Source organism: Janthinobacterium sp. SUN206 (assembly GCF_030587305.1).
GTDB lineage: Bacteria > Pseudomonadota > Gammaproteobacteria > Burkholderiales > Burkholderiaceae_D > Janthinobacterium > Janthinobacterium kumbetense.
Genome location: NZ_JAPWIB010000001.1, coordinates 1,002,414 through 1,023,138 on the forward strand (window position 1 = coordinate 1,002,414; position 20,725 = coordinate 1,023,138).

Below are 20,725 nucleotides of genomic sequence, written 5' to 3' on the forward strand. Positions count from 1 at the left end.
CCAATGGTTGAAAGTGATTGTAGCGATTCATGGCTAGCGCGGCAGGAATGAAAGGCAGATACTGAACTCCTCGATTCCTCACTTAGAAAGCACATCATGCAAACCCAAACCACCACCTCCCTGCCACTGCAAGACAAGATCGCGTTTGTGACGGGCGGCTCGCGCGGCATCGGCGCCGCCATCGTGCGCCGCCTGGCCAGCCAGGGCGCCAACGTCGTCTTCACGTATCAAAGCTCGGCCGCCGAAGCCCAGGCGCTGGCCGCCACGGTGGAGGCAAGCGGCGGCAAGGCCCTAGGCGTGCAAGCCGATGCGGCTGACGCCACCGCCCTGACGGCGGCCATCGACAAGGTGGCGGCGCAATTTGGCCGCATCGATATCCTCGTCAACAACGCAGGCGTGTTCCTGCCTGGTGCCATCGACGACTTTTCGCTGGCAGACTTCGACAAGACCGTGGCCGTCAACGTGCGCGCCGTGTTCGTGGCCATCAAGGCAGCCGTGGCGCACATGCAGACGGGCGGGCGCATCATCAACATCGGCAGCACGAACGCGCACCGCATGCCGTTCGGCGGCGCGGCCGCCTACGCCATGAGCAAATCGGCACTGAGCGGCCTGACGCAAGGCCTGTCGCGCGACCTGGGTCCGCGCGGCATCACCATCAACAACGTGGAGCCGGGCCCCGTCGCCACGGACATGAACCCGCCGACGGGCGACTTCGCCGACCTGATGCACGGTCTGATGGCCCTGCCCCGCCACGGCACGGCCGATGAAATCGCCGGCATGGTCGCTTACCTGGCCAGCCCGGAAGCGGCGTTCGTCACGGGCGCCGGGCTGAAGATCGATGGCGGTTTTGCCGCCTGAGCGCCAGCACGCACCACGGCCCCGGCATTAGGCCGCCGGGGCCAGTCCGAACATCAGCGAGCGGTGCGCTGCCACGCCAGCCATGGCGCCATCGGCCACCGCGAACGCCACGCTGCCGGCCATGCGCCCCGCGTCGCCGCAGCAAAAGACGCCAGGCACGCTGCTGGCCTTTTGCTCGTCGGTGCGCACGAACGGGCCCATGCCCCCCTCTTCCAGCACGCAGCCAAGCTCAACAGCCAGGGAACTGGCCAGGCGGGTGCGGGTCGCCACGAACAGGCCGGCCATCGCATGGCGGCTGCCATCGTGCATGACCACGTCGGCCACGCCGGCGATCCGCCCCACGGGCGCACGCACCACCGTGACGCCGCGCGCGGCCAGCTGCTCCAGCTGCGCGCCATCGGGTTCGAACGCGCCATTCAGGAAAAAAGTGACCGTGCCCCAGTCGGGCAGCATCAGCGCATGGTGCATGGAGAGGGGGCCGGTGGCCAGCACGCCGATGGCGCCCTGCTCCAGCTCATAGCCGTGGCAGTACGGGCAGTGGAAGACGCTGCGGCCCCAGCGCTCGGTCAGGCCATCGACGGGCGGCAATTCGTCGACCACCCCGGTGGCCAGCACCAGCCGGCGGCCCCGCACGCGCGGGCCGTCCGCCAGGGTCACGTCGTAGCCATCGCCAGCGCTGCTGGCCGCTGCCTGCACGGCCATCCCGTCCAGCCAGGTGACGGTGGCATACGCCAGCAGCTGCGCCTTGCCCTCGGCCGCGATGGCAGCCGTCCCGCTGCCGTCCTGGCTCAGGAAGCCGTGGGAATGGCTGGCGTAGCGGTTGCGGCGCTGGCCGCCGTCGACCACCAGTACGCGGCGGCGGGCGCGCGCCAGTTGCGTGGCGGCCGACAGGCCCGCGTAGCTGCCGCCGACGATGATGGCGTCGAACGGGGCGGCGGGCGTGGCGCTGTCTGCGCCTCGGGGTTCAGGAATGTGCATGCGGTGCTCCTTTGTGGATGGCGTATTGTTGGCTGAAACGGTCGGCCAGGTCGGCCAGGGTGACGGCGCCAAAGCGCCGGATCAGCAGCGCCTCGGCTTCGTCGAAGGCGCCGGCCAGCGACTGGTTGACCACCTGCTCGACCAGGCAGCCCGGCTGATCGACGCGGTTGCCCATGGCGAAGACAGTGGGCGATCCCACGGCCACGTAAATGTCGTGCAGCGTGACGCGGTGCAGGTCGCAGACGATGCGCCAGCCGCCGCCGTGGCCCTTGACCGAAGCCACGTAGCCCCGCTCGCGCAAGCCGGCCATCACGCGCCGCACCAGCACGGGATTGGTATCCAGGTAAGCGGAGAGTTCCTCGGACGTCATCGGGCGTCCCGCGTGAGCCATGTGCAGCAGCACATGGAGGATCGATGATAGTTTGCTGTCGCGTCTCATGTAACTAATGATAGTACATAATTTACACAGATGCAAACCAGTTGCAACATCAAGACGTAAAAAAAGGGGCCAGACTATTCAGCCTGGCCCCTGCCTGTACTTCAGCGTCTGTACTTCAGCGTCTGTACTTCAGCGCCTGTTATTCGCGGCTGCTTCTACGCCTGCTTGCGCCGGCGTCCCCGCCACCACAGCAGCAATGCCAGCAGCACCAGCACGCCGACGATGATGCCCGCGCGGGCCAGGCCGATCAGGTTGGACGGCGCGCCGCCGTTGCGCAGGGTCGTCACCTGCTCCGCCGTCACCTTGATGGCGGGATTGCCGTACATCTTCTGCACGTAATTACCGAGGGTGACGATCTGTTCGTCCGACAGGGTCTGGCGGAAGGCGGGCATCAGGTGCCCCGCATGACTGCCCTTGCCATCCTGCCGCTCCACCCCATCGAGTATCGCCATCACCAGGTTGTTGCTGTTGCTGCGGCCCGTCACCGAGTTGTGGAACAGCGGCGGCAGGCTGCCGTCGAAACTGCCCTCGCCCCTGGCCTGGTGGCAGCTGGCGCACTGCGCATCGTACAACTGCGCACCCGACATCTTGTTCAGGTTTTGCGGCAGCGGCACGCCGCGGATGCTGGCCAGCTCGTCGCCCGCCTTGCCCCATTGCGTCACCGACTGCGTGTCGGCCTTGTCGCGAATGGCCGGCACGCTCTTGACGTAGTGCGCGATGGCGTGCAAGTCCGCGTCGCTCAGGTGCTTCAGGCTATGGTCGATGGCTTCGGCCATCGGTCCCGCGGCTTGCGCCTTGTTGGCGGTGCGGCCCGTGCGCAGGTAATCGACCAGTTCCTGCTGGCTCCAGCCGCCCATGCCGCTGTTGATATCCGACGTGATGTTCGGCGCATGCCAGGTGCCCAGGTCAGCGCCTCCCAGCTCCTTCGACAGCTGTTCGGCCATCAGCGCATTGCGCGGCGTGTGGCAGGTGGTGCAGTGGGCCAGGCCTTGCGCCAGGTAGGCGCCCCGGTTCCACTCCATGCTTTTCGCCGTATCGGCCACGAAGGGCTTCTTGTCGAGGAAGAGCATGTTCCAGCCCGCCATCGACAGGCGGATGTTGAACGGGAACGGCAAGTCCGTCTTTTGCGCCGGCGCCGCATCCACGGCCGCCACGCCGTGCATGAAGTAGTCATACAGGGCCGCCGTATCCTCGTCCGTCACCTTGGCGTAGGCCGTGTAGGGCATGGCCGGGTACAGGTTGGCGCCGTCGGCCCGCACGCCATGGCGCACGGCGTCGGAAAACTGCTTGAGCGTGTAATTGCCGATGCCGTGCGTTTTCGACGGCGTGATATTGGTGGCAACGATGGCGCCCAATGGCGTCGCCAGGGACAGCCCGCCCGCCATCGGTTTGCCGCCAGGCACGCTATGGCAGGCGATGCAGTCGCCGGCCGTCGCCAGGTAGCGGCCGCGTTCGATCGCCGCCGCATCGGGCACGCCCTTGTCGGCCGCCAGCACGGGCATGGCCGCGAGAGACAGCAAGACGGCGCCCGCCGTCAGTCTGAAGGCCGCCATCATGCTGTGCCTCCCTGTTGTTCGTCGAGGATGTGCTTGACGGTGCGCAGCGCCACGGCCAGGCCGTTTTCCGTCGAGTTGCAGGTGCCGGACGTGGGCAGCACGCCGGTACTGCACAGGAACAGGTTGGCGTGGTCGAAGGTGCGGCCCCACTGGTCGCACACGGCCTTGGCGGGGTCGGAACCCATCGACAGGGTGCCGCAGATGTGCTGGTTGTTGGCAAACACGCCTTCCTTGCTGTGGCGCAGATTGGTGCCGCCCATCAGCTTGGCGATCTGTTCGAAATCCTGCTTCGAACGCTCGTGGCCACGCTTCGTATACTCGTCGATCGAATAGTGCGCCTGCGGCTTGGGGATGCCCATGGCATCCTTTTCGCTGCTCAAGGCAATGCGGTTTTCCGGGTTCGGCAGCACTTCCAGCACGTTTTTCAGGCTCATTTCGCGGGCCGAGCGGAAACGCAGCTGCTGCTCGAATGCCTCGCCAAACACGCCCTTGCCGATCAATTCCCTGGTGGCGCCGTCGACGCGAGAAATGTTCGTGAAATCCAGGCGGTACGGCGAGTGCTCGCTGCGGAAGTCGCCATCGCGCATGGTGTTGATGGAATTGGGGCTTTGCGGGCCCCGGCCCAGCCACAAGTCTTCATCAGCGTCGAAGGTGATCGAGGTGCTCGGATGGTCCATCAGGTTGCGGCCCACCATGTCGCTGCTGTTGGCCAGGCCGTTCGGGTATTTGTCCGAGGCGGAAACGAGCAGCAAGCGGGGGCTTTCGATGCCGTTGGCGGCGAGGATAAAAGTCTTGGCCGTGACCCGGTGGCTTTTCTTGTCGACGTCGTAGTACAGCGCGGCCGTGATGCGGCCCTGCGCGTCGTGTTCCAGCTTGTAGACGTTGGCGTTGCAGACGATCTTCACGCCCGCGTCTTCCGCCTGCTGCGCGGCGATGCCGCCATGGTATTGCGCATCGATGGGGCAGATCGGCTGGCAACTGTTGTTGCCGCAGCAGGCCGGGCGGCCATCGTAGCTGACGCTGTTGCGCGCCACCGTGTTGCCGACAACCTTGAAGGTGGGATCGAGGCGCTCGCGGATGCGGCGCATCGCGTACGGCTCCGTCACGGGGTCCATAGGGAACGCCTGCTTGCGCGGCGAACCTGTGTTCTCGGCGCCCGAGACGCCCATGATCTCTTCCGCTTCCTGGTAGAACGGCTCCAGGTCTTCATAGCTGATCGGCCAGTCGACGCCCACGCCATACAGCGTATGGATGCGGAAGTCGTTCGGCACATTGCGCCACGCCTGCGCGGCCCAGTGCCACGACGTGCCGCCGAACTGGCGGATGTATTCGGCCGGGTACGGATACGGGCCGGCCTGCACCAGGTAGCCGTTATCGGTCGGCTGGTAGATCGGGTGCGGCGCCGTGGCGACGGACGGATACGGCGACATCCAGTCGCTGCGGCGCGTCGTGTTGCGGAAACGGGCGACGATTTCGCCGCGCGACACGCGCGGTCCCGCTTCCAGGATCAGCACCGAGGCGCCGGCCAGCGCGAGCTTGCGCGCAGCCAGGGAGCCGATGATGCCGGAACCGATCACGAGGTAATCGGCAGAGAGTTCTTCAGCCATGATGGCTCCTTAAATTGGTTTTCTGGCCCAGCTGCCGTAGGCGCCGTAGGAATACGTGGGAGGTTTCAGCACGTCGGCCACGACGGCCGCGTTCAACGCCTGCTCGTAGGCGACGCAGACGGCCGCCTCGCCCGTGCCGACGATGCCCAGGTACCAGGCGCTGGCGATCTGGCGCGGCAAGGCAGCCAGCGGCGACTGGGCCGGGTCCAGCCCGTCGAGCGCTTCCTGCAGGCCGGCCGCCTGCAAGCCCTGCGCATTGATCAGCGCCAGCAGCGCGCGCACCTTCGCCGGGAAGGCCGTATCCTGCGCCACCAGCGCGTCATACAGGCGCCTGGCCAGCACGGGGTCGAGCACTTGCCGCCCCACCAGCATGGCCGACACGCCCAGGAAGGCGCCCTGCTCCGCATTGGCGACCGGTTCGGCCAGCGCCCAGGGAATCAGCGCCGCGGCCGAAGCCGACAGCAAGCCGGCCAGCACCATGCGGCGGCCGGGATTGAGAGGGCCGCGGCCCTCCTTGTGATGTGTAGCGTCCACTTGAAGCTCCCGTGAGTTCAGCAACCGTTCAGAAAGAATGCTTGAGACCGACCATGACCACCGACTGGCCGCCGGTCGACGACGGCGTGCCGTTCTGCGAATCGCCGACCGAGGCGACGGCGTTGACGATGGCGCCGTCCTGGCCCAGGGTCTGGCCGCGCGCCAGCTGGCGCGCCTCGATCAGGTAGATCGCGGTGCGCTTCGACAGCGCATACGTCTGTTCGAACGACAGTTGGCGGTAGCGCGCGCGGTCGGCGATGCCGTTGGCGTGGCTGGCGAAGGTGTCGCTGTAGCCGGCGGCCAGGAACCACTGCGGCGTCAACTGGTAGCTGGAAATCAGGCCGGCCGTGTTGAAGATGGCCGTGTCGCGGAAGGCCGAGCGGCTGCCCGCCTCGTATTGCACGTTGCTTGCGTTGGCGCCCACCATCCACTTGCCCATGGTGTAGCGCGTGCTGGCGGCGATGAATTGCACGCTTTCAGCCGAGGCGTAGCCTTGGTTGATGGCGGAAATGCCGAAGCTGCCCGAAGCATTGCCGTTCCAGCCGCCCTGGGTGCTCATGGCCATGGCGCTGGCATTGTTCTGGCCGTTTTTCAGTTTCAGGTAGCCGAGCGCGAATTCGGCTGGCGAGGTACTGTACTTGACGGCGGCACTGAAGCTGCTGCCCACGGCGTTGCCGTCTGCCGCTTCGCCAAAGCCGTACTGCGCGCTGGCCTGCAGGCCGCGCCAGGCCGGCATGCTGTAGGTGACGGAATTGCTGATGCGCACGGTCGTATCGAGGCCGTCGATATCGCCAGGGTGGGCGCCGGTGGCGCCCGTCAAGACATTGCTCGACGCCAGCGAGCCCACCAGCAGGTAGTACGGCGTGTACTGGCGGCCGGCCGTGACGCTACCGTAGGCTGCCGATTGCAAGCCCACGTAAGCCTGACGGTTGAACAGGGAGCTGGCCGAACTTTGCGCGCCCGTGTCGCTTTCAAAGCCGTTTTCCAGCAGGAACAGCGCCTTCAGGTCGCCGCCCAGGTCTTCCACGCCCTGGAAGCCGATCTTGCTGGCGGACAAGTTGCCGCTGCGCATGTAAGTGTTCGAATTGCCGCCCTGGTTGCTGGTGTACGCCATGGCCGCGTCGACCACGCCATAAATGCTGACATTGCTTTGGGCGCAAACGTTTGCGCCGATGAGCGTGGAGACGGCCAGCGCCGCAGCGCGCATGCATGTAGTGTTCATTTTTTCCTGACTTTCCTGTTTTATAGTACGCCCGGCCGGCATTGCCGCCGTGATGGCGACATACTGGCGAGGCGCCGCGTTGCGGCCCCATACAGCGCGTGGGGCGTCCGCTTTTCTTCTTGATTTGGATCAAGTGGAGCAAATTATACGCCTAATTACTCACATGTAAGTAATTGACTGTAAGGCGTAGTCTTATAGCAAAACTTTCTTGTGTCTTATAGCAAAACCGTCAGATATGCGGGCGCACGCCCGGCAGGATGGGGAAATACGCGGAACAGGCATGGGGAAAGCAGCGGCGGCGCGTGTCGAAAAACACGCGCCCGGTGGCTAATCAGGCAGGCGGAAAAACGATGAAAAAGCGGGATGGTCAGCGCAGGATGGCGGGCGCCACCGGCAGGGTTTCGAGGGCAATGAAGGCTTCCAGGGTGCGGCGCATGTCTTCGAACACTTGCTTGCCGTAGGCCGCTTCCAGGTGTTCATATTGCAGGTCGATCAGCTTGCCCATCTGCAGCAGCAGGCTGGCGCCCGCTTCCGACAGGTGCACCTTGCGGCGGCGCTGGTCGCCTTCGAACTTGCTGCGCCCGATCAAGCCGATTTCTTCCATGCGCGCCAGGATGCCGCTCATGCTGGGGCTGGAAATCTGGCAGATCTCGCACAGTTCGCGCGGTTCCAGGGTCGGGCTTTCGTTCAGCGCGCGCATGATGCGCCACTGCTGCTCCGTCACGCCGAAGTGGTTGAGGATGGGGCGGAAATGCTGGAGCAGGCTGTCGCGGGCCTTCAGCAGCAGTTGCGGCATGTTCGGATAACGGATCGGTAGCTGCAAGCGGAACTCCCTGGGTGGGCGGAAAATTAGCGTAATTATACGGCCCGGCCACTGCAAACGGCAGGCCGGCAACGATGTATTTTTCGCTACGTCCGCCCTGCCTCCTGCCCTGCTCCCTCCTCTTGCGCATGCCGCCGCACGGACCACAGCACGCCCGCCGTCAGCAAGACCATGGCGGCCCATTCCAGAGGGCGCGGCATGCGCTGCGCGTAGACGAAGCCGTACAGCAGCGCGAACAGGGTCTCCGACAGGATCAGCTGGCCCGACAAGGTGACCGGCACCAGGCGCGACGCCAGATTCCACAGGTAATTGCCGATCACGGAAGCGCCCAGCGCCAGCAGCAAACACACGATCCAGTAGCGGTGCCAGTCGCGCGCCGGCGCGTCGTCGGCGCCGCCTGCCTGCTGCAGCGCCAGCATCGCGGCGCCAACGGCCAGGGCGATGACGCCGCTGGCCAGGCCATACAGCATGGCCCATTCCACGGAACTGAAATGCGCGTGGCGCTTGAGGAAACGGGCATTGTCGAGCGCATACCAGGTCCAGCAGGCGAGCGCGCCAACGGCGCACAGCACGCCGGCCAGCTTGTGCGCCAGACCGGCGCCGCCCGCGCCGCCTGCATGGCTGAAGATATCGACATTGATACAGGCGATGCCCAGCACTACCACCAGCAGCGGCCAGGCCAGCTGGCGCAGCGGCAGCGCGCCGTGGTCCTTGCGGCCCAGGATGGTGACGCTCAGGGGCAGCAAGCCGATGATCAGGGAAGTGGGCGCCACGCCGGCCAGCTTGACGCCGTAGGCCAGCAGCAGGTAATACACGACATTGCCGGCCAGCGCCTGGCGCAGCATGGCCAGCCAGTCGCTGCGCCGCAAGCGCCGCAGCAGTGGCAAGAGGCGCGGCAGCATCAGGCCGGCCGCCAGCGCGCCATAGCAGATGTAGCGCCCCACCATCAGCTCGACCGGGGAAAAGTCCGGCAGCAAGACGGGCACAATGAAAACGGCGCCCCAAAAGGCGCCGGCCAGCACACCACATACGATCCCACGCCACATGCCTGCCACTCTCACGTTTTCACTCAAGGGCGCCAGTATGGCATGCGCAGGAGACCGCCGTCAGCCCCCGGCTTTTCTCTGTGCGGGGATGAAGTGTTCGCGCACGGCCCTGGCCAGCAAGTCCGGCGGCAGCAAGCCCTGGCCCAGCAGGAAGTTGTTGAAGGCCAGGCGGTCGAATCTGTCTCCCAGCGCCAGCTCCGTTTCCGCGCGCAGCTGCAGGATGCGCGTATAGCCATAGAAATAGCTGCCCGCCTGGCCCGGCATATTGAAGGTGTAGCGGTCCAGTTCCTGGCGCGCCATCGGTTTCGACAGCATCACCTCGTCCGTCAGGATGCGGCCCGCCTCTTCGCGCGTGACCTGCCCCAGGTTCAGCATCGGGTCGAGCATGGCGCGCGCCGCGCGCAGCATGCGGAACTGCAGCGCGATGAACTGGCCTTCGGCCGGTTCGTAGGGAATCATCTCCGCTTCCGCGTACAGCGCCCAGCCTTCCACGTTGACGCTGTTGAACGCGTACAGGCTGCGCGCCTGCGACACGCCCCGCTCCACCATGGCGCTGAACTGCAGCTCGTGGCCAGGGCGGCCCTCGTGCGCGCTCAGGGTCCAGGCGGCGCCAGCGAAATTGAAATCGTCATACGCCTCGCCCTTGCCGCTGGCGGCCGGATTGCTGACGGGGAGGACGAACTGGCCGTGCTCTCCCGTATTGCCGATCAGCGGAGGCGGACGCATATGCGGCGCCGGCTGGGCCGCCGATTCGGCGGCGGACGCCAGGCGCATGGTCATGGCGCGCGCAGGAATATCGACCACGCGCTGCCGGGCGATGCGTTCTTCAAGCTGCGTATTGACGCCCTTGTAATGCGCTTCGAGCTGCTCGTTGGGAATCGACGCGCTTTTCAGCGCGCGCAGCACCTGGCGGTAATCGCTGCCGTCGACACCTTTCAGCGACATTCTCTCCGCCACCACGGGCGCCAGCGCCTGCATGGCGGCGCGCGTTTCCAGGTACGCCACTTGCGCCCGTTCGACCAGCGCGCGCGGCTCGATGTCGATGCCCACCTGCTTCAGGCGAAACGCATACAGCTCGGGCGCCATGCGGAAATCCGTGCGCGACAGGGGCAGCACCACCTGCTTTTCCCACGCCGCATAGTCATTGAGCTGCTGCTCCATGGCCGCCAGCGCGCTTTCCGCGCCGGTGATCTTCATGTCGGCGAACAGCTTGCGGATGCCGGCGATATACGTCGGCACGTTTTCCAGCGACTGCTCCACCTGCAGCCGCACGGGACCGGCCAGGCCCTGCTTGCCGATCTTTTCCGTGAAGCGCGCCTTGGCCTGCTGCGTGATCGGCGTGCTGCCCGGGTATTGCCCGACATAGCGCTGCAGGCGTTCCAGCGCCTTGGCGCGGCGCGCGGCCGGGCGCTGTTCCTGCAGCAGGCTTTGCATGCTGCCAAAGACCATTTGCGGCACATCAACCCACGGCAAGGCGTACTTGGCTTCCAGCAGGGCGCCGGCGATCTCCTGGTCGACGGCCTGCGTCAGGATTTGCAGATCCTGGCGGATGCGCTCATCCTTTTCCGCCGCCAGCTTGCGCTGCAATTGCGCGCGCGCCTGCCGCATGGCCGCCACCTGGCGTTCGACAATATTGGGCCCCAGGTCGGCGGCCAGGCCGTCGTACTGCGCCAGGCCCGTGTCGGAAGCGTTTTCAGGCGAGAACTGCGCCTGCGCCGCCAGCACGATGGCCGCGTTGCGGTTGCTGGCCTCGACCCAGGCCGACGGGGTGGCGTTTGCCATGGCCGGCATGACAAACGCGGTGGAGAGCAAGGCGGCAAGCACGGTCTGATGCAATTTCGGGATGACGGACATCGGGGGATTCCTTCAAAGGTGAGCGATGAGCGAAGCGGCGAGTATCGGCCAGCCTCGCATGCCTGTCAATTCAGGCCATTCAGGGCGGGCAGGTTCCACGGCGTGACGATCTGGATGGCGGACAGGCAGGCCGGCTGCGCCAATGCCGGCAGCGCGCCCTGCGCCCGCAGGATTTCCTGGCAGGCGCGGCGCATGTCCTGGCCAAGGTCGTGGTGCAGCACGGCGTGGATGGCGCCCGATTTGAGCAGCGCCAGGTTGTCCGCATCGAGGTCATGGCCGATGAAGACCTGGCAAGGCCGGCCCGCTTTGGCGAACGCCTGCACGATGGCGGCATTCCCGCCGCCGATGGAATACACGGCGGCGATGCCCGGATGGTCGGCCAGCGCCTGCCGCACCAGCGCGCCCGTGGCGCCGTCGATGCCGTGGCCTTCGCTCACTTCGACGATGGATAAATGGCGGTGCCGTTCGCGCAGCGCGCGGCGAAAGCCGATCTCGCGCTCTTCCTCGCCATGAAAGCGGTTGCTGCTCAGGGTCACCAGCACCTGCTGTTTTTTTCTCACGCTGCCCAGCCACTGGCCGACCAGGTAAGCGGCCGTCTCGCCCGCCGCCCGGTTATCCATGCCCACATAGCTGCGGCGCGCGGAAGCCGGCAAGTCCGTCACCAGGGTCACCACGGGGATGCCGGCCGCCGCCAGCCGGTTCACCGCCTCGGCCACTGGCGGCAAGTCGGGCGCCTTGAGCAGCACGCCGTGGCTGCCGTTCTTGCGGATGCGCTCCAGCAGGTCGACGATGCCGTCCACCTCCAGGGTTTCATGCAGGTGAAAGCGCGAACGCAGCACGGCCGGATGCAGCGACGGCAGCTCCGCCTCCAGCGCGGCGCGCACGGCATCCGTAAAGCGGCGCGGCGCCACCATCAGCACGTCGAGCATGAATTTTCTGCCGGACAGGCCCACCTGCGTGCTTTGCCGCGCCAGTTCATCCAGCGCCTGCATCACGCGGCGCACCGTATTGGCGTGCACGCCGCCGCGCTGCTTGATCACGCGGTCGACCGTGGCCACGCTGACGCCGGCCTGCAGCGCCACGACCTTGACAGGGAAAGGATGCGTCACGTGCTCTCCATTTCGGATTGATGGTTTTTTGATGGATTTTCTGATGAAAAATGCGGATTTTCATCCCTATACTGATTCTACAACTTAAATAATCAGGAGACACCGCATGCACATCACTAACGCCGGCGCCCAGCCGCCCGTCCCGTATTGGCTGACGCCGGAAAGCTGCGACCTGCAAGACTTCATCGGCACCGTCAGTTGCCGCACGACGCTGGCCGACTATCCCCACGCCGCCGCGGTGCAGGAAAATATCCTCGTCTATGACTGCGACGCCGTGCGCGAACTGGCTGCCAATCCGGCCTCGCTGCGCGCGCTGCAGGCCGAATGGGGCAAGGCGCTGATGGACGGTCCCGGCGTCATCGTGCTCAAACGGGCCGTCACCGACATGGAGACGCTGGAACAGGCGAATCGCGTGTTCCGCGACCTGATCGCCGGGCAGCATGCCAGCGGCCAGGCGGGCGGCGACCATTTCGCCAGGCCGGGCGCGAATGACCGCATCTGGAACGCCCAGCAAAAGCTTTGCCTGCGCGCGCCCGTAACGTTCGCGCGCTACTACGCCAATCCCGTCTTCGCCTGGATATCCGAGGCCTGGCTGGGGCCCGCCTACCAGATGACGGCGCAAGTAAACGTCGTCAATCCCGGCGGGGCCGCCCAGGCGCCGCACCGCGACTATCACCTGGGCTTCCAGAGCGCCGCCGCCTGCGCCGCCTATCCCGCGCCCGTGCACCAGATGTCTGCCCTCCTGACCCTGCAGGGCGCCGTCGCCCATTGCGACATGCCGCTGGAATCCGGTCCCACCCTGTACCTGCCTTATTCGCAGCGCTACCGGGCCGGTTTTCTCGCGTGGCAGCAGCGGCCGTTCCGCGACTATTTCGCGCAGCATTGCGTGCAGCTGCCGCTGTCGAAGGGCGACGCCGTGTTCTTCAATCCCGCCCTGTTCCACGCGGCCGGGCATAACCGTTCGCCCGACATCCGCCGCATGGCCAACCTGCTGCAAGTGTCGTCGCCATTCGGGCGTGCCATGGAAACGCTGGACCGCCGCGCCATGAGCGCCGCGCTATATCCCGCCTTGCAGGCGCTGCGCGCGCAGGGTGCCCTGGATGACGCTGGCGTCGGCCACGCGATCGCCGCCTGCGCCGAAGGCTATGCCTTTCCCAGTAACCTGGACCGCGACCAGCCCATCGATGGCATGGCGCCGCCCACGCAGCAGCAGCTCATGCGCGAAGCGCTGGCGCAGGACTGGCCCGCGGCCCGCTTCCTCGACGCCCTGGACAGCCACGCCTGGCGCCAGCAAGCCTGAATCCCCTACGCGTCACCCTCGGAGACTCCCTATGCAAGACATCCACATCGGCCTGATCGGCGCCGGCTACATGGGCAAGGCCCACACCATCGCCTACAAGACCGTGCGCAGCATCTTTCCCACGGCCCGCAACCCCGTCTGCGCCTGCATCGCCACCAGCAGCGAAGAAGGCGCGGCGCGCAGCGCGCGGGAACTGGGCTGGAACAGGTCCACCGGCGACTGGCGCGCACTGGTCAATGACCCCGCCATCGACGCCATCGTCGTCGCCACGCCGCCCGCCACGCACAAGGACATCGTGCTGGCGGCGCTGGCCCTGGGCAAACCCGTGTTTTGCGAAAAGCCGCTGGGCATGACGGCCGCCGAATCCTTGCTGCTGGCGCAGGCGGCGGAAAGCGCGGGCGTGGCCAACATGGTCGGCTACAACTACATCCGCACGCCCGCCAGCCAGCTGGCGCGGCACATCATCGAATCGGGGGAAATCGGCGACATCATCCACGTCGCCGCCGAGCACGTGGAAGACTACCTGCACGACCCGCGCGCGCCCGCGTCCTGGCGCACGCGGGAAGCCACGGCAACGCGCGCCGGCGCGCTGGCCGACGTGGGTTCGCACCTGCTCAACCTGGCCCTGCGCCTGGGCGGCCCCGTCGACTCGCTGGTGGCCGACATGAATACCGTGCATGCACGGCGCGACGGCCCGCATGGCATGGAAGCGGTGGACAACGACGACCAGGGGAATCTGATGCTGCGCTTTGCCAGCGGCGCGCTGGGCGCGCTGACCTTCAGCCGCGTGGCGGCCGGGCGCAAGATGGGCTACACCTACCGTATCACGGGGACGAAAGGCGCCATTGCGTTTGATCAGGAAAACCAGAATGAGCTGTGGCTGTACGACGCCAGCCGCCCGGCGCAGCGCCAGGGTTTCCAGCGCCTGCTGATGGGCCCCGCCCACCCCGACTACCTGGCGTTCAGCCAGGGAGCCGGACACGGCACGGGCTACAACGAGCAAATCGTCATCGAGGCGCGCGATTTTCTGCAGGCGATCGCCGGCGGCCAGCCAGTCTGGCCCACCTTCCGCGACGGCTACGAAGTGGACCGGCTGATAGCCGCCGCGCTGCGCTCCGTGCAGGAGCGCAGCTGGATTACCTTGCGCTGACGACAGGGGCGTTATCAGTACGCCAGGCCGTAACCGAACTTGTACAGCGGATGGGCCGTGTCATATGGCACGTCCGATTTCTGCACCTGCACTTCGGCCATCGACGATGGCAGTTCGAACGGCAGCTTGCCTTGCGGCTTGGCCTTGCCCGTCAAGACATCGAACAGCGCGCCGTCGCTGACGCCAAAGTTGGCGAGGATGGCGCTGGCCTTGTCCTGCACGTTGCCGAGGATGGCCGGGCGGTCCAGGTAGACCGTCACCACCGTCTTCGGCGCGTATTTCGCCGCGTTCTTGATGGCTTCGTAGTCGGCGTCGCCATCGACATAGTTCAAACGCCCTTCGTGCTGCATGCTGCCGAAGATGTAGTTCGGGTGCAGGATTTCATACGGCGCGGCCACGCGCAGCAGGGCCACGTCCGCTTCCTGCGGCGTGGCGACCACCGTGTAGCCATACTGCTTCGCCACGGCCGCATCGATGCCATACAGGTAAACCTTCTTGACGGTGGCCGCCAGCGGCAAGACCTTGTCCTTGTTTTCCAGCAAGACCAGCGAGCGGCGCTGGGCTTCCAGGCCCGCCTCGATGAAGTCCGCCTTGCCCACCGTGGTCGCCGCCTTGGCCGCATCGACGAATGGGTGTTCGAACAGGCCTTGCTTGAATTTCTGGATCAGGATGCGCCGCGCCGACGCGTTGATGCGCGCTTCCGTCAACTGGCCCCGCTGCACGGCTTGCGTCAGGTAGGGCGCTTCCGTCACGCCGCCAAACTGGTCCATTCCGGCCGTGACGGCTTTCACGTAGCGCTCGGCCTTGGTGGCGTTTTCCATGCCCCACGGCGTGCCGAAGCCGATGAAGGAAGGCGCCACTCCGGCCGGCGTGCCGTTGCGGCAGTTGGCGTCGCAGTCGGAAGTGATGCCCCAGTCGGACAGGATCACGCCTTCGAAGCCGTATTTACCTCGCAGCAAGTCCGTCAGCATGGTCTTGCTGAAACCGGCCGCCACCTGCTCCAGGGTGATGCCGTCGATGGTGATATTGCCATCCGGCAACGCGTAGGTAGGCATGACGGAGGCCGCCTTGGCCGTGAAGGCGCCCTCGAACGGCTTCACGTGGTAGGCGAAGTTGTTGCCCGGATAAGTCATGTAGCGGCCATAGTAATTGTGGCCGTCGAAACCCTCTTTCGTGGCGCCGTAGCCGACCCAGTGCTTGACGACGGCCACCACGCTGCCGTCGTGCAAGCCCGTATTGCCGTCCTGGAAGCCTTCGATATAGTGCTGCACCATGCGCTTGGCCAGATCCGCATCTTCGCCGAAGGTGCCGTTGATGCGCGACCAGCGCGGCTCGGTGGCAAGGTCCGCCTGCGGCGACAGCGCTTGCGTGATGCCGACGGCCAGGTATTCCTGGCGCGCGATGTCGCCGAAGCGGCGCACCAGCGCATCGTCGCCAATGGCGGCCAGGCCCAGGGTTTCCGGCCACTGGGAAAATCCCTTGGTGCCGGCGCTGGCGCCCACCGTGTACTGGAAATGGTGGCGCGGGTCCGTGCTGATGGACACGGGAATGCCGTGGCGCGACGTTTCGCTGATTTCCTGCACCTTGTTGTACTGCGACGCCATGTTGGCCGTATCGCCCGCCATGCGCGTGATGAAGGTATTGACGTACTGCTTGACGATCAGGTCTTGCAGTGCCGTCAAGTCATACGCGCCGCCGAGGCCGATGCCGGAAGGGTCGGACACGGTGGGCGCCGTGCCGTGCATCATCAGGCCGGCCTTCTCGTCGAGGCTCATGCGCGACAGCAAATCGTCGGCGCGCGCCTCGGCGGACAGGCGCCAGTCTTCGTACGGGTCGATCTTGCCGTTGCGGTTCATGTCCTTGAAGGTATAGCCGTCGACCTTGAGCTGGCTATAGGTGGTGGCGCCGAACACGGGCTGCGTGTATTCCTCGCTGACGGTGTCGTTGCCGCAGGCGGCCAGGGCAAGCGTGGCGACACAGCCGGCGACCATGCGGGCCATCGGTTTCATAGTGCAATTCATCATTATCTCCAAGACTGTTTTTGTAGGTATCCGGGTGGCATCAGGGCCAGCCCGAAATCAATATAGCGTGAGAATGCGTGAGTTTCTTGACCGCACAGCACGCGTTTTATACCCGCGAGAACAATTTTTGGTTAGACGGCACGACAACCAACAATCTCCTACAAAGTGCTAATATTTGTGAAAAATTACTACAACAAGCAGGAGATACCCTTGCACAAACCCGATACGCGCACGGTTTCGAACCGGATCGCGCAGCAATGCGCGCGCGCCATGCAAGCCGATGGGCACGACCCCGCCGACTTTTTCCGGCAGACGGGCATCACGCCGGCGCAGCTCGAGGAGCCGGGCGGACGCATCAACGCCGAGCGGCACCGCCGCATGACGGCCTACGCCCAGCAGCTGCCGCAGCACCGCGGCTTGCTCGACCTCGACGTGACGCACTGGTTCGCCCATTACTCGGGCATCGCCCACGTCTGCTTCAACCGCCCCACCCTGCGCAGCGCCCTGCACGAGCTGCTGCACTTGCGGGGCCTGATCGGCGAATTCGACTTCATGCTGATGAGTGAGAATGGGACGCGCATCGAGATCGAATACCTGTCCGAGTTTTGCCCGCTGGGGGGCGCCATGCAGGCGCTGGCCAATTTCCGCATGCTGTCGCTGGTGGCGCGCGCCTACGACGATGGCGCAGCCACGGCCTTCCATGCCGGTTTCCAGGGCAAGGCGCCGTGGTTCGCGCCAGCCATTGGCGAGTGCTTCGGCGCCGCCGCCACCTTCGGCCAGGCGCGCAACACGCTGACGTTTGACGCGCCCGCGCTGGACCGGCCTTTCGCCCAGTTCAACGCCATGCTGGCGCCGCACGCGCTGCGGCACGCGCAGGGACAATTGCAGCAGTTGCAGGGCGCGCAGCTGTTTTCGGCCCGCGTGGAGCAAGCCATCATCGATTTGCTGGGCCAGCAAGCCGACGCCGATGGCGCCGCGCTGCTGCCGGCCCTGTGCGACGGCCTGGCGATGAACCGCTGGACCCTGCAGCGCCAGCTGCAGCAGGAGAAAACGTCGTTCCGCGCGCTGGAACTGCGCGCCAAGAGCCGCGAATCGCGCCGTTTGCTGCGCGAAACGAGCCTGAGCGTGGTGGAAATCAGCGAGCGCCTGGGCTTTTCCTCGCAAAGCGCGTTCACCCGCTTCTTCAAGACCCAGTTCGAACTGCCGCCGGCGCGCTACCGGAGCGATGCGGCCGGACTCTAGTCAGGCAGATCCGTCGTGCGTCGAACCGTCAGCTGCGCCAGACGATGGCGCAGCTGACGGGCGCGGGTGACGCTCAATAACCATCCATGAACAGCACCATTTCAACGCCGCGCATGGTCCACGGCCCCGTGCCGCCCTCTGGCAAGGGCATCGCCGGATGGTTGCCGGCATTGAGCAAGCCGCAAATGTCGCGGACCAGCGCACTGCCGGCCACTTGCGCGCTCCATTTGCGGTAACCGTCGGGCCAGCGCAGCCGAAGCGGGCGCGGACGGCTGCCGCCGCGTCCGGCAACGGTGCCGATGCCGGGAAACAGACTGCCGGGCGCGGACTGCCCGTTGGCCGACAATAGATGGTCGAGACGCGAAATCAGCGAGGTCGCGACCCGGCTATCCCAGATGACTTGCGCGCAGCCAGCCGCCCGGGCGTGATCGCGGTGGGCGGTGGCAAAAGCCGCCACCTTGGTCCAGCCGCTGTTCATCAGCGCGGCAGCCTTGCCATCCGCGGCCAGCGCGGCGCGGAACACGGCTGCGACATTGGCCGGCGTCACCGTGCCGTGTTTTTGCGGCACGCCTCCCCAGCTGAAAATCGCCTCCGCCAAATCGACAGCCTCGCCTTGCTGCTGACCGTCCCAGTCGCGCCCGTCCTCCAGGCAAAGGGCCAACTGCGCGGCCGCCGCAATCAAGGGCTTTGTCTTCTGCGCCGTGCCGGCATAGCCCACCGACTTATGCGGCCAGAAATACGCGAGCAGGCGCCGGTCCCAGCCCGTGACCGGGGCACCGATATTCTGCCGGCGATACCGCGGCTGGAACGGGGTCTGGCCGATATCGGCGACCAGCAATTGCAGCAGCTGGCGCCGGTCCAGCGTGCCGCCTGCCGGTACCTCGACCGTGTTGGCGAGCGCGGCAATCGCCTGCGGATCGGACCACTGCATGGTGACCACCGCCACGTCCTCCCCGGTGCCCAGCTCGACGTCGGCGCAGATCAGCTGCTGCGCCTGCAGCGCCAGCTGCGCGCGCGCGGCATCCGGCAAGCCATGCCAGTACGCCAGGCATGGCGCGGTAAATTCCACGCAATCCACGTTTCTGCCACCCAAACCATGCGGCGCCTTGACGCGCTCAAACCATTGCGCATTGTCAACATGGTCGAACAGTGCGCGGGAGGTTTGCCGCGTATTGCGCTGGCTGCTGAGCAGCCGGCAAGCGACGTCAAAACTGCAGGCGTAGTGCGGATTGGCGCGCAAGCGCTCCGCCAGCGATTTATTGTCACCATACACGGGCATCGGCTCCACGCCCAGCGCATGGTCTTTCCACTCCTGGCTCAACTCATCGCACACGGCCAGCAGCAAGGCAAGATCCACGGCTTCCTTGCGGGGGTAGAATAATTGTATCTGGGGCATTGTTTCACTTTCTCGCCAAATGGTTTGCAGCGCCATGCCTACTCCGCCGCTGGCGACTGGTTCGCCGCCCTCGCATCGAACGCCAGCCGCGCCGCATCGATGGCGTCGCGGTGGCCATGGGCCCAGGCGCCCAGCGCGCTGATGGGGATCAACAGCGAGCGGCCCAGGTCCGTCAGGGCGTAATCGACGCGCGGCGGCACGGTGGGAAATACGGTGCGCGTCACCAGGCCATCGCGTTCCAGCCCGCGCAGGGTCAGGGTCAGCATGCGCTGCGAGATGCCGCCGATCAGGCGGCGCATCTCATTGAAGCGCTTGGTGCCATTACCCAGCAATATCACCACCATCACGCTCCATTTGTCGCCCACGCGGGTCAGGATATCCGTGATCGGGCGGCAGGAAGCGGCCACGCCCGCATGGCCGCCCTCGTCACGCATGCGCCGTTCCAGCTCCGCTCCTTGCGCGGCGGCGTCGCCAATAGTCACATCCGTGTGCCCCAGTGTGGAAAAAGTGCCTTCTTGTGCGTTCATTTGATAGTCACTATATTTAACTCGGTTACAAAAGCATACCACCCGATCATATCACCCAAGAAGGCCCACATGAACATCCTGCACATCGATTCGAGCATCCTCGGCGAGCAATCCCTCAGCCGCCAATTGTCCGCCGCCATCGTCGCCCGCCTGCAAGCGGCCGCGCCGGGCGCCGTCGCCCAGTACCGCGACCTGGCCGCGCAACCGTTGCCGCAATTTACGGCCGCGCCCGGCGCCGCCGACACAGCCGACTTGTCCGGCGCGCTGGAGCAGGTGCTGGCCGCCGACGTCATCGTCATCGGCGCGCCCATGTACAACTTCGCCATCCCCAGCCAGCTCAAATCGTGGCTCGATGCGCTGGCCGTGCCCGGCAAAACGTTCCAGTATGGCGCCAATGGCCCGGAAGGCTTGCTGGGCAGCAAGCGCGTGATCATCGCCTCGACGCGCGGCGGCTATTACGGCGCCGACACGCCGATGGCCGCCCTGGAACACCAGGAAAGCCATCTGCGCGCCTTCTTCGGCTTCCTCGGCGTCACGCAGATCGAGATCGTGCGCGCCGAAGGCGTCAAGGTCAGCGACGACGCCAGGGTGCAGGCGTTGACGGCTGCGTTTGAACAGATCGGCGCGCTGCAGGCAGCGTAAGCGGCGGCGGATTTTCTGGCTGCGACGGAAACTGTTTCGGCGCAGCCAGACTGGACATGACAGGCATGAAAGTCCAGGATGCGCTAAGCTGCATCCGCCCCACCACTACACAAGGACCACCATGACCCTGACCGTCGTCGCCACCATCGATGCCCAAGCCGACCAAATCGACGCCGTGCGCGCCGCCCTGGAAGCCGTCGTGCCGCCCAGCCGCGCCGAAAGCGGCTGCCTGCGCTACGAATTGCACCTCGACAATAAGATTCCCATGCGCTTCATCATGCTGGAAGAATGGACCGACAAGGCGGCCCTGACGGCGCACTACGCGACGCCCCACTTCCTGACCCTGGTGGCCGCCACTGACGGCAAGACCGTCAAGATCGACGTGGCGGAATTAAGCAAGCTGAAGTAACGGCCAGCAGCG

Annotated in this window: 19 protein-coding genes; 6 read left to right on the forward strand and 13 right to left on the reverse strand. The window is 65.7% G+C overall.

Going from position 1 to position 20,725, the window contains the following annotated elements:
* Nucleotides 1-96 precede the first annotated feature (96 nt).
* The gene (locus O3300_RS04380; protein ID WP_305052172.1) at nt 97-858 is read left to right on the forward strand and encodes an SDR family oxidoreductase; all 762 of its coding nucleotides are present in this window, start codon (nt 97-99) and stop codon (nt 856-858) included.
* 27 nt (nt 859-885) lie between these two features.
* Here the strand turns inward: O3300_RS04380 and O3300_RS04385 are convergent, their stop codons facing one another.
* From O3300_RS04385 to O3300_RS04430, 10 genes are all read right to left on the reverse strand, one after another.
* On the reverse strand, nt 886-1,836 hold the full coding sequence (locus tag O3300_RS04385; RefSeq protein WP_305052173.1) for an NAD(P)/FAD-dependent oxidoreductase: 951 nt from the start codon (nt 1,834-1,836) through the stop codon (nt 886-888).
* Nucleotides 1,823-2,275 (reverse strand): Rrf2 family transcriptional regulator, encoded by a 453-nt coding sequence (locus tag O3300_RS04390; RefSeq protein WP_305052174.1) that lies wholly within the window; start codon nt 2,273-2,275, stop codon nt 1,823-1,825. Before O3300_RS04390 ends, O3300_RS04385 begins: the two co-directional genes overlap by 14 nt.
* A 155-nt stretch (nt 2,276-2,430) precedes the next feature.
* Nucleotides 2,431-3,831, reverse strand: a complete 1,401-nt coding sequence (locus O3300_RS04395) for a cytochrome c (protein ID WP_305052175.1) — start codon at nt 3,829-3,831, stop codon at nt 2,431-2,433.
* Nucleotides 3,828-5,438 carry a GMC family oxidoreductase gene (locus O3300_RS04400; protein WP_099667748.1) on the reverse strand — a complete coding sequence of 537 codons (1,611 nt, stop codon included), beginning with the start codon at nt 5,436-5,438 and terminating at the stop codon, nt 3,828-3,830. Before O3300_RS04400 ends, O3300_RS04395 begins: the two co-directional genes overlap by 4 nt.
* Before the next feature lie 9 nt (nt 5,439-5,447).
* Entirely contained in the window at nt 5,448-5,972 is a 525-nt protein-coding gene (locus O3300_RS04405; RefSeq protein ID WP_251348491.1) for a sorbitol dehydrogenase family protein, read from the reverse strand.
* A gap of 28 nt (nt 5,973-6,000) precedes the next feature.
* On the reverse strand, nt 6,001-7,194 hold the full coding sequence (locus tag O3300_RS04410) for a porin (RefSeq protein WP_257219000.1): 1,194 nt from the start codon (nt 7,192-7,194) through the stop codon (nt 6,001-6,003).
* A gap of 367 nt (nt 7,195-7,561) precedes the next feature.
* The gene (gene hpaR, locus O3300_RS04415) at nt 7,562-8,017 is read right to left on the reverse strand and encodes a homoprotocatechuate degradation operon regulator HpaR (protein ID WP_251348489.1); all 456 of its coding nucleotides are present in this window, start codon (nt 8,015-8,017) and stop codon (nt 7,562-7,564) included.
* 86 nt (nt 8,018-8,103) lie between these two features.
* Nucleotides 8,104-9,063 (reverse strand): DMT family transporter, encoded by a 960-nt coding sequence (locus tag O3300_RS04420; protein WP_305052176.1) that lies wholly within the window; start codon nt 9,061-9,063, stop codon nt 8,104-8,106.
* 60 nt (nt 9,064-9,123) lie between these two features.
* Nucleotides 9,124-10,917, reverse strand: coding sequence for a DUF885 domain-containing protein (locus O3300_RS04425; RefSeq protein ID WP_305052177.1), 1,794 nt, complete (start codon nt 10,915-10,917; stop codon nt 9,124-9,126).
* Between the two features lie 65 nt (nt 10,918-10,982).
* Nucleotides 10,983-12,026 carry a LacI family DNA-binding transcriptional regulator gene (locus O3300_RS04430; protein WP_305052178.1) on the reverse strand — a complete coding sequence of 348 codons (1,044 nt, stop codon included), beginning with the start codon at nt 12,024-12,026 and terminating at the stop codon, nt 10,983-10,985.
* 106 nt (nt 12,027-12,132) lie between these two features.
* Here O3300_RS04430 and O3300_RS04435 point away from each other — a divergent pair, with 106 nt between their 5' ends.
* Entirely contained in the window at nt 12,133-13,326 is a 1,194-nt protein-coding gene (locus tag O3300_RS04435; RefSeq protein ID WP_305052179.1) for a phytanoyl-CoA dioxygenase family protein, read from the forward strand.
* 31 nt (nt 13,327-13,357) lie between these two features.
* Nucleotides 13,358-14,476, forward strand: coding sequence for a Gfo/Idh/MocA family protein (locus O3300_RS04440; protein WP_305052180.1), 1,119 nt, complete (start codon nt 13,358-13,360; stop codon nt 14,474-14,476).
* A gap of 14 nt (nt 14,477-14,490) precedes the next feature.
* On the opposite strand, the gene O3300_RS04445 is transcribed toward O3300_RS04440, so the two are convergent.
* Nucleotides 14,491-16,485, reverse strand: a complete 1,995-nt coding sequence (locus tag O3300_RS04445) for a glycoside hydrolase family 3 protein (protein ID WP_305052181.1) — start codon at nt 16,483-16,485, stop codon at nt 14,491-14,493.
* 222 nt (nt 16,486-16,707) lie between these two features.
* On the opposite strand from O3300_RS04445, the gene O3300_RS04450 reads away from it, so the two are divergent.
* Nucleotides 16,708-17,739 (forward strand): AraC family transcriptional regulator, encoded by a 1,032-nt coding sequence (locus O3300_RS04450; RefSeq protein WP_251348482.1) that lies wholly within the window; start codon nt 16,708-16,710, stop codon nt 17,737-17,739.
* Nucleotides 17,740-17,812: 73 nt separating this feature from the next.
* Here O3300_RS04450 and O3300_RS04455 read toward each other — a convergent pair whose 3' ends face one another.
* Both O3300_RS04455 and O3300_RS04460 read right to left on the reverse strand, forming a co-directional pair.
* On the reverse strand, nt 17,813-19,096 hold the full coding sequence (locus tag O3300_RS04455) for a hypothetical protein (protein ID WP_305052182.1): 1,284 nt from the start codon (nt 19,094-19,096) through the stop codon (nt 17,813-17,815).
* A 77-nt stretch (nt 19,097-19,173) separates the two neighbouring features.
* Nucleotides 19,174-19,569 carry a helix-turn-helix domain-containing protein gene (locus tag O3300_RS04460; RefSeq protein ID WP_251349211.1) on the reverse strand — a complete coding sequence of 132 codons (396 nt, stop codon included), beginning with the start codon at nt 19,567-19,569 and terminating at the stop codon, nt 19,174-19,176.
* Nucleotides 19,570-19,731: 162 nt separating this feature from the next.
* Between O3300_RS04460 and O3300_RS04465 the strand changes: the two genes are divergently transcribed.
* Entirely contained in the window at nt 19,732-20,304 is a 573-nt protein-coding gene (locus O3300_RS04465) for an FMN-dependent NADH-azoreductase (protein ID WP_305052183.1), read from the forward strand.
* Nucleotides 20,305-20,425: 121 nt separating this feature from the next.
* Nucleotides 20,426-20,713 (forward strand): putative quinol monooxygenase, encoded by a 288-nt coding sequence (locus tag O3300_RS04470; protein WP_305052184.1) that lies wholly within the window; start codon nt 20,426-20,428, stop codon nt 20,711-20,713.
* Nucleotides 20,714-20,725: the final 12 nt, after the last annotated feature.

Excerpts from the sequence above, each read along its gene's own strand:
- O3300_RS04420 (WP_305052176.1), bottom strand. The coding sequence starts at position 9,063 with ATGTGGCGTGGGATCGTATGTGGTGTGCTGGCCGGCGCCTTTTGGGGC.
- O3300_RS04440 (WP_305052180.1), top strand. The coding sequence starts at position 13,358 with ATGCAAGACATCCACATCGGCCTGATCGGCGCCGGCTACATGGGCAAG.
- O3300_RS04385 (WP_305052173.1), bottom strand. The coding sequence starts at position 1,836 with ATGCACATTCCTGAACCCCGAGGCGCAGACAGCGCCACGCCCGCCGCC.
- O3300_RS04400 (WP_099667748.1), bottom strand. The coding sequence starts at position 5,438 with ATGGCTGAAGAACTCTCTGCCGATTACCTCGTGATCGGTTCCGGCATC.
- O3300_RS04425 (WP_305052177.1), bottom strand. The coding sequence starts at position 10,917 with ATGTCCGTCATCCCGAAATTGCATCAGACCGTGCTTGCCGCCTTGCTC.
- O3300_RS04395 (WP_305052175.1), bottom strand. The coding sequence starts at position 3,831 with ATGATGGCGGCCTTCAGACTGACGGCGGGCGCCGTCTTGCTGTCTCTC.
- O3300_RS04465 (WP_305052183.1), top strand. The coding sequence starts at position 19,732 with ATGAACATCCTGCACATCGATTCGAGCATCCTCGGCGAGCAATCCCTC.
- O3300_RS04410 (WP_257219000.1), bottom strand. The coding sequence starts at position 7,194 with ATGAACACTACATGCATGCGCGCTGCGGCGCTGGCCGTCTCCACGCTC.
- O3300_RS04445 (WP_305052181.1), bottom strand. The coding sequence starts at position 16,485 with ATGAAACCGATGGCCCGCATGGTCGCCGGCTGTGTCGCCACGCTTGCC.
- O3300_RS04435 (WP_305052179.1), top strand. The coding sequence starts at position 12,133 with ATGCACATCACTAACGCCGGCGCCCAGCCGCCCGTCCCGTATTGGCTG.
- O3300_RS04470 (WP_305052184.1), top strand. The coding sequence starts at position 20,426 with ATGACCCTGACCGTCGTCGCCACCATCGATGCCCAAGCCGACCAAATC.
- O3300_RS04390 (WP_305052174.1), bottom strand. The coding sequence starts at position 2,275 with ATGAGACGCGACAGCAAACTATCATCGATCCTCCATGTGCTGCTGCAC.
- O3300_RS04380 (WP_305052172.1), top strand. The coding sequence starts at position 97 with ATGCAAACCCAAACCACCACCTCCCTGCCACTGCAAGACAAGATCGCG.
- O3300_RS04460 (WP_251349211.1), bottom strand. The coding sequence starts at position 19,569 with ATGCGTGACGAGGGCGGCCATGCGGGCGTGGCCGCTTCCTGCCGCCCG.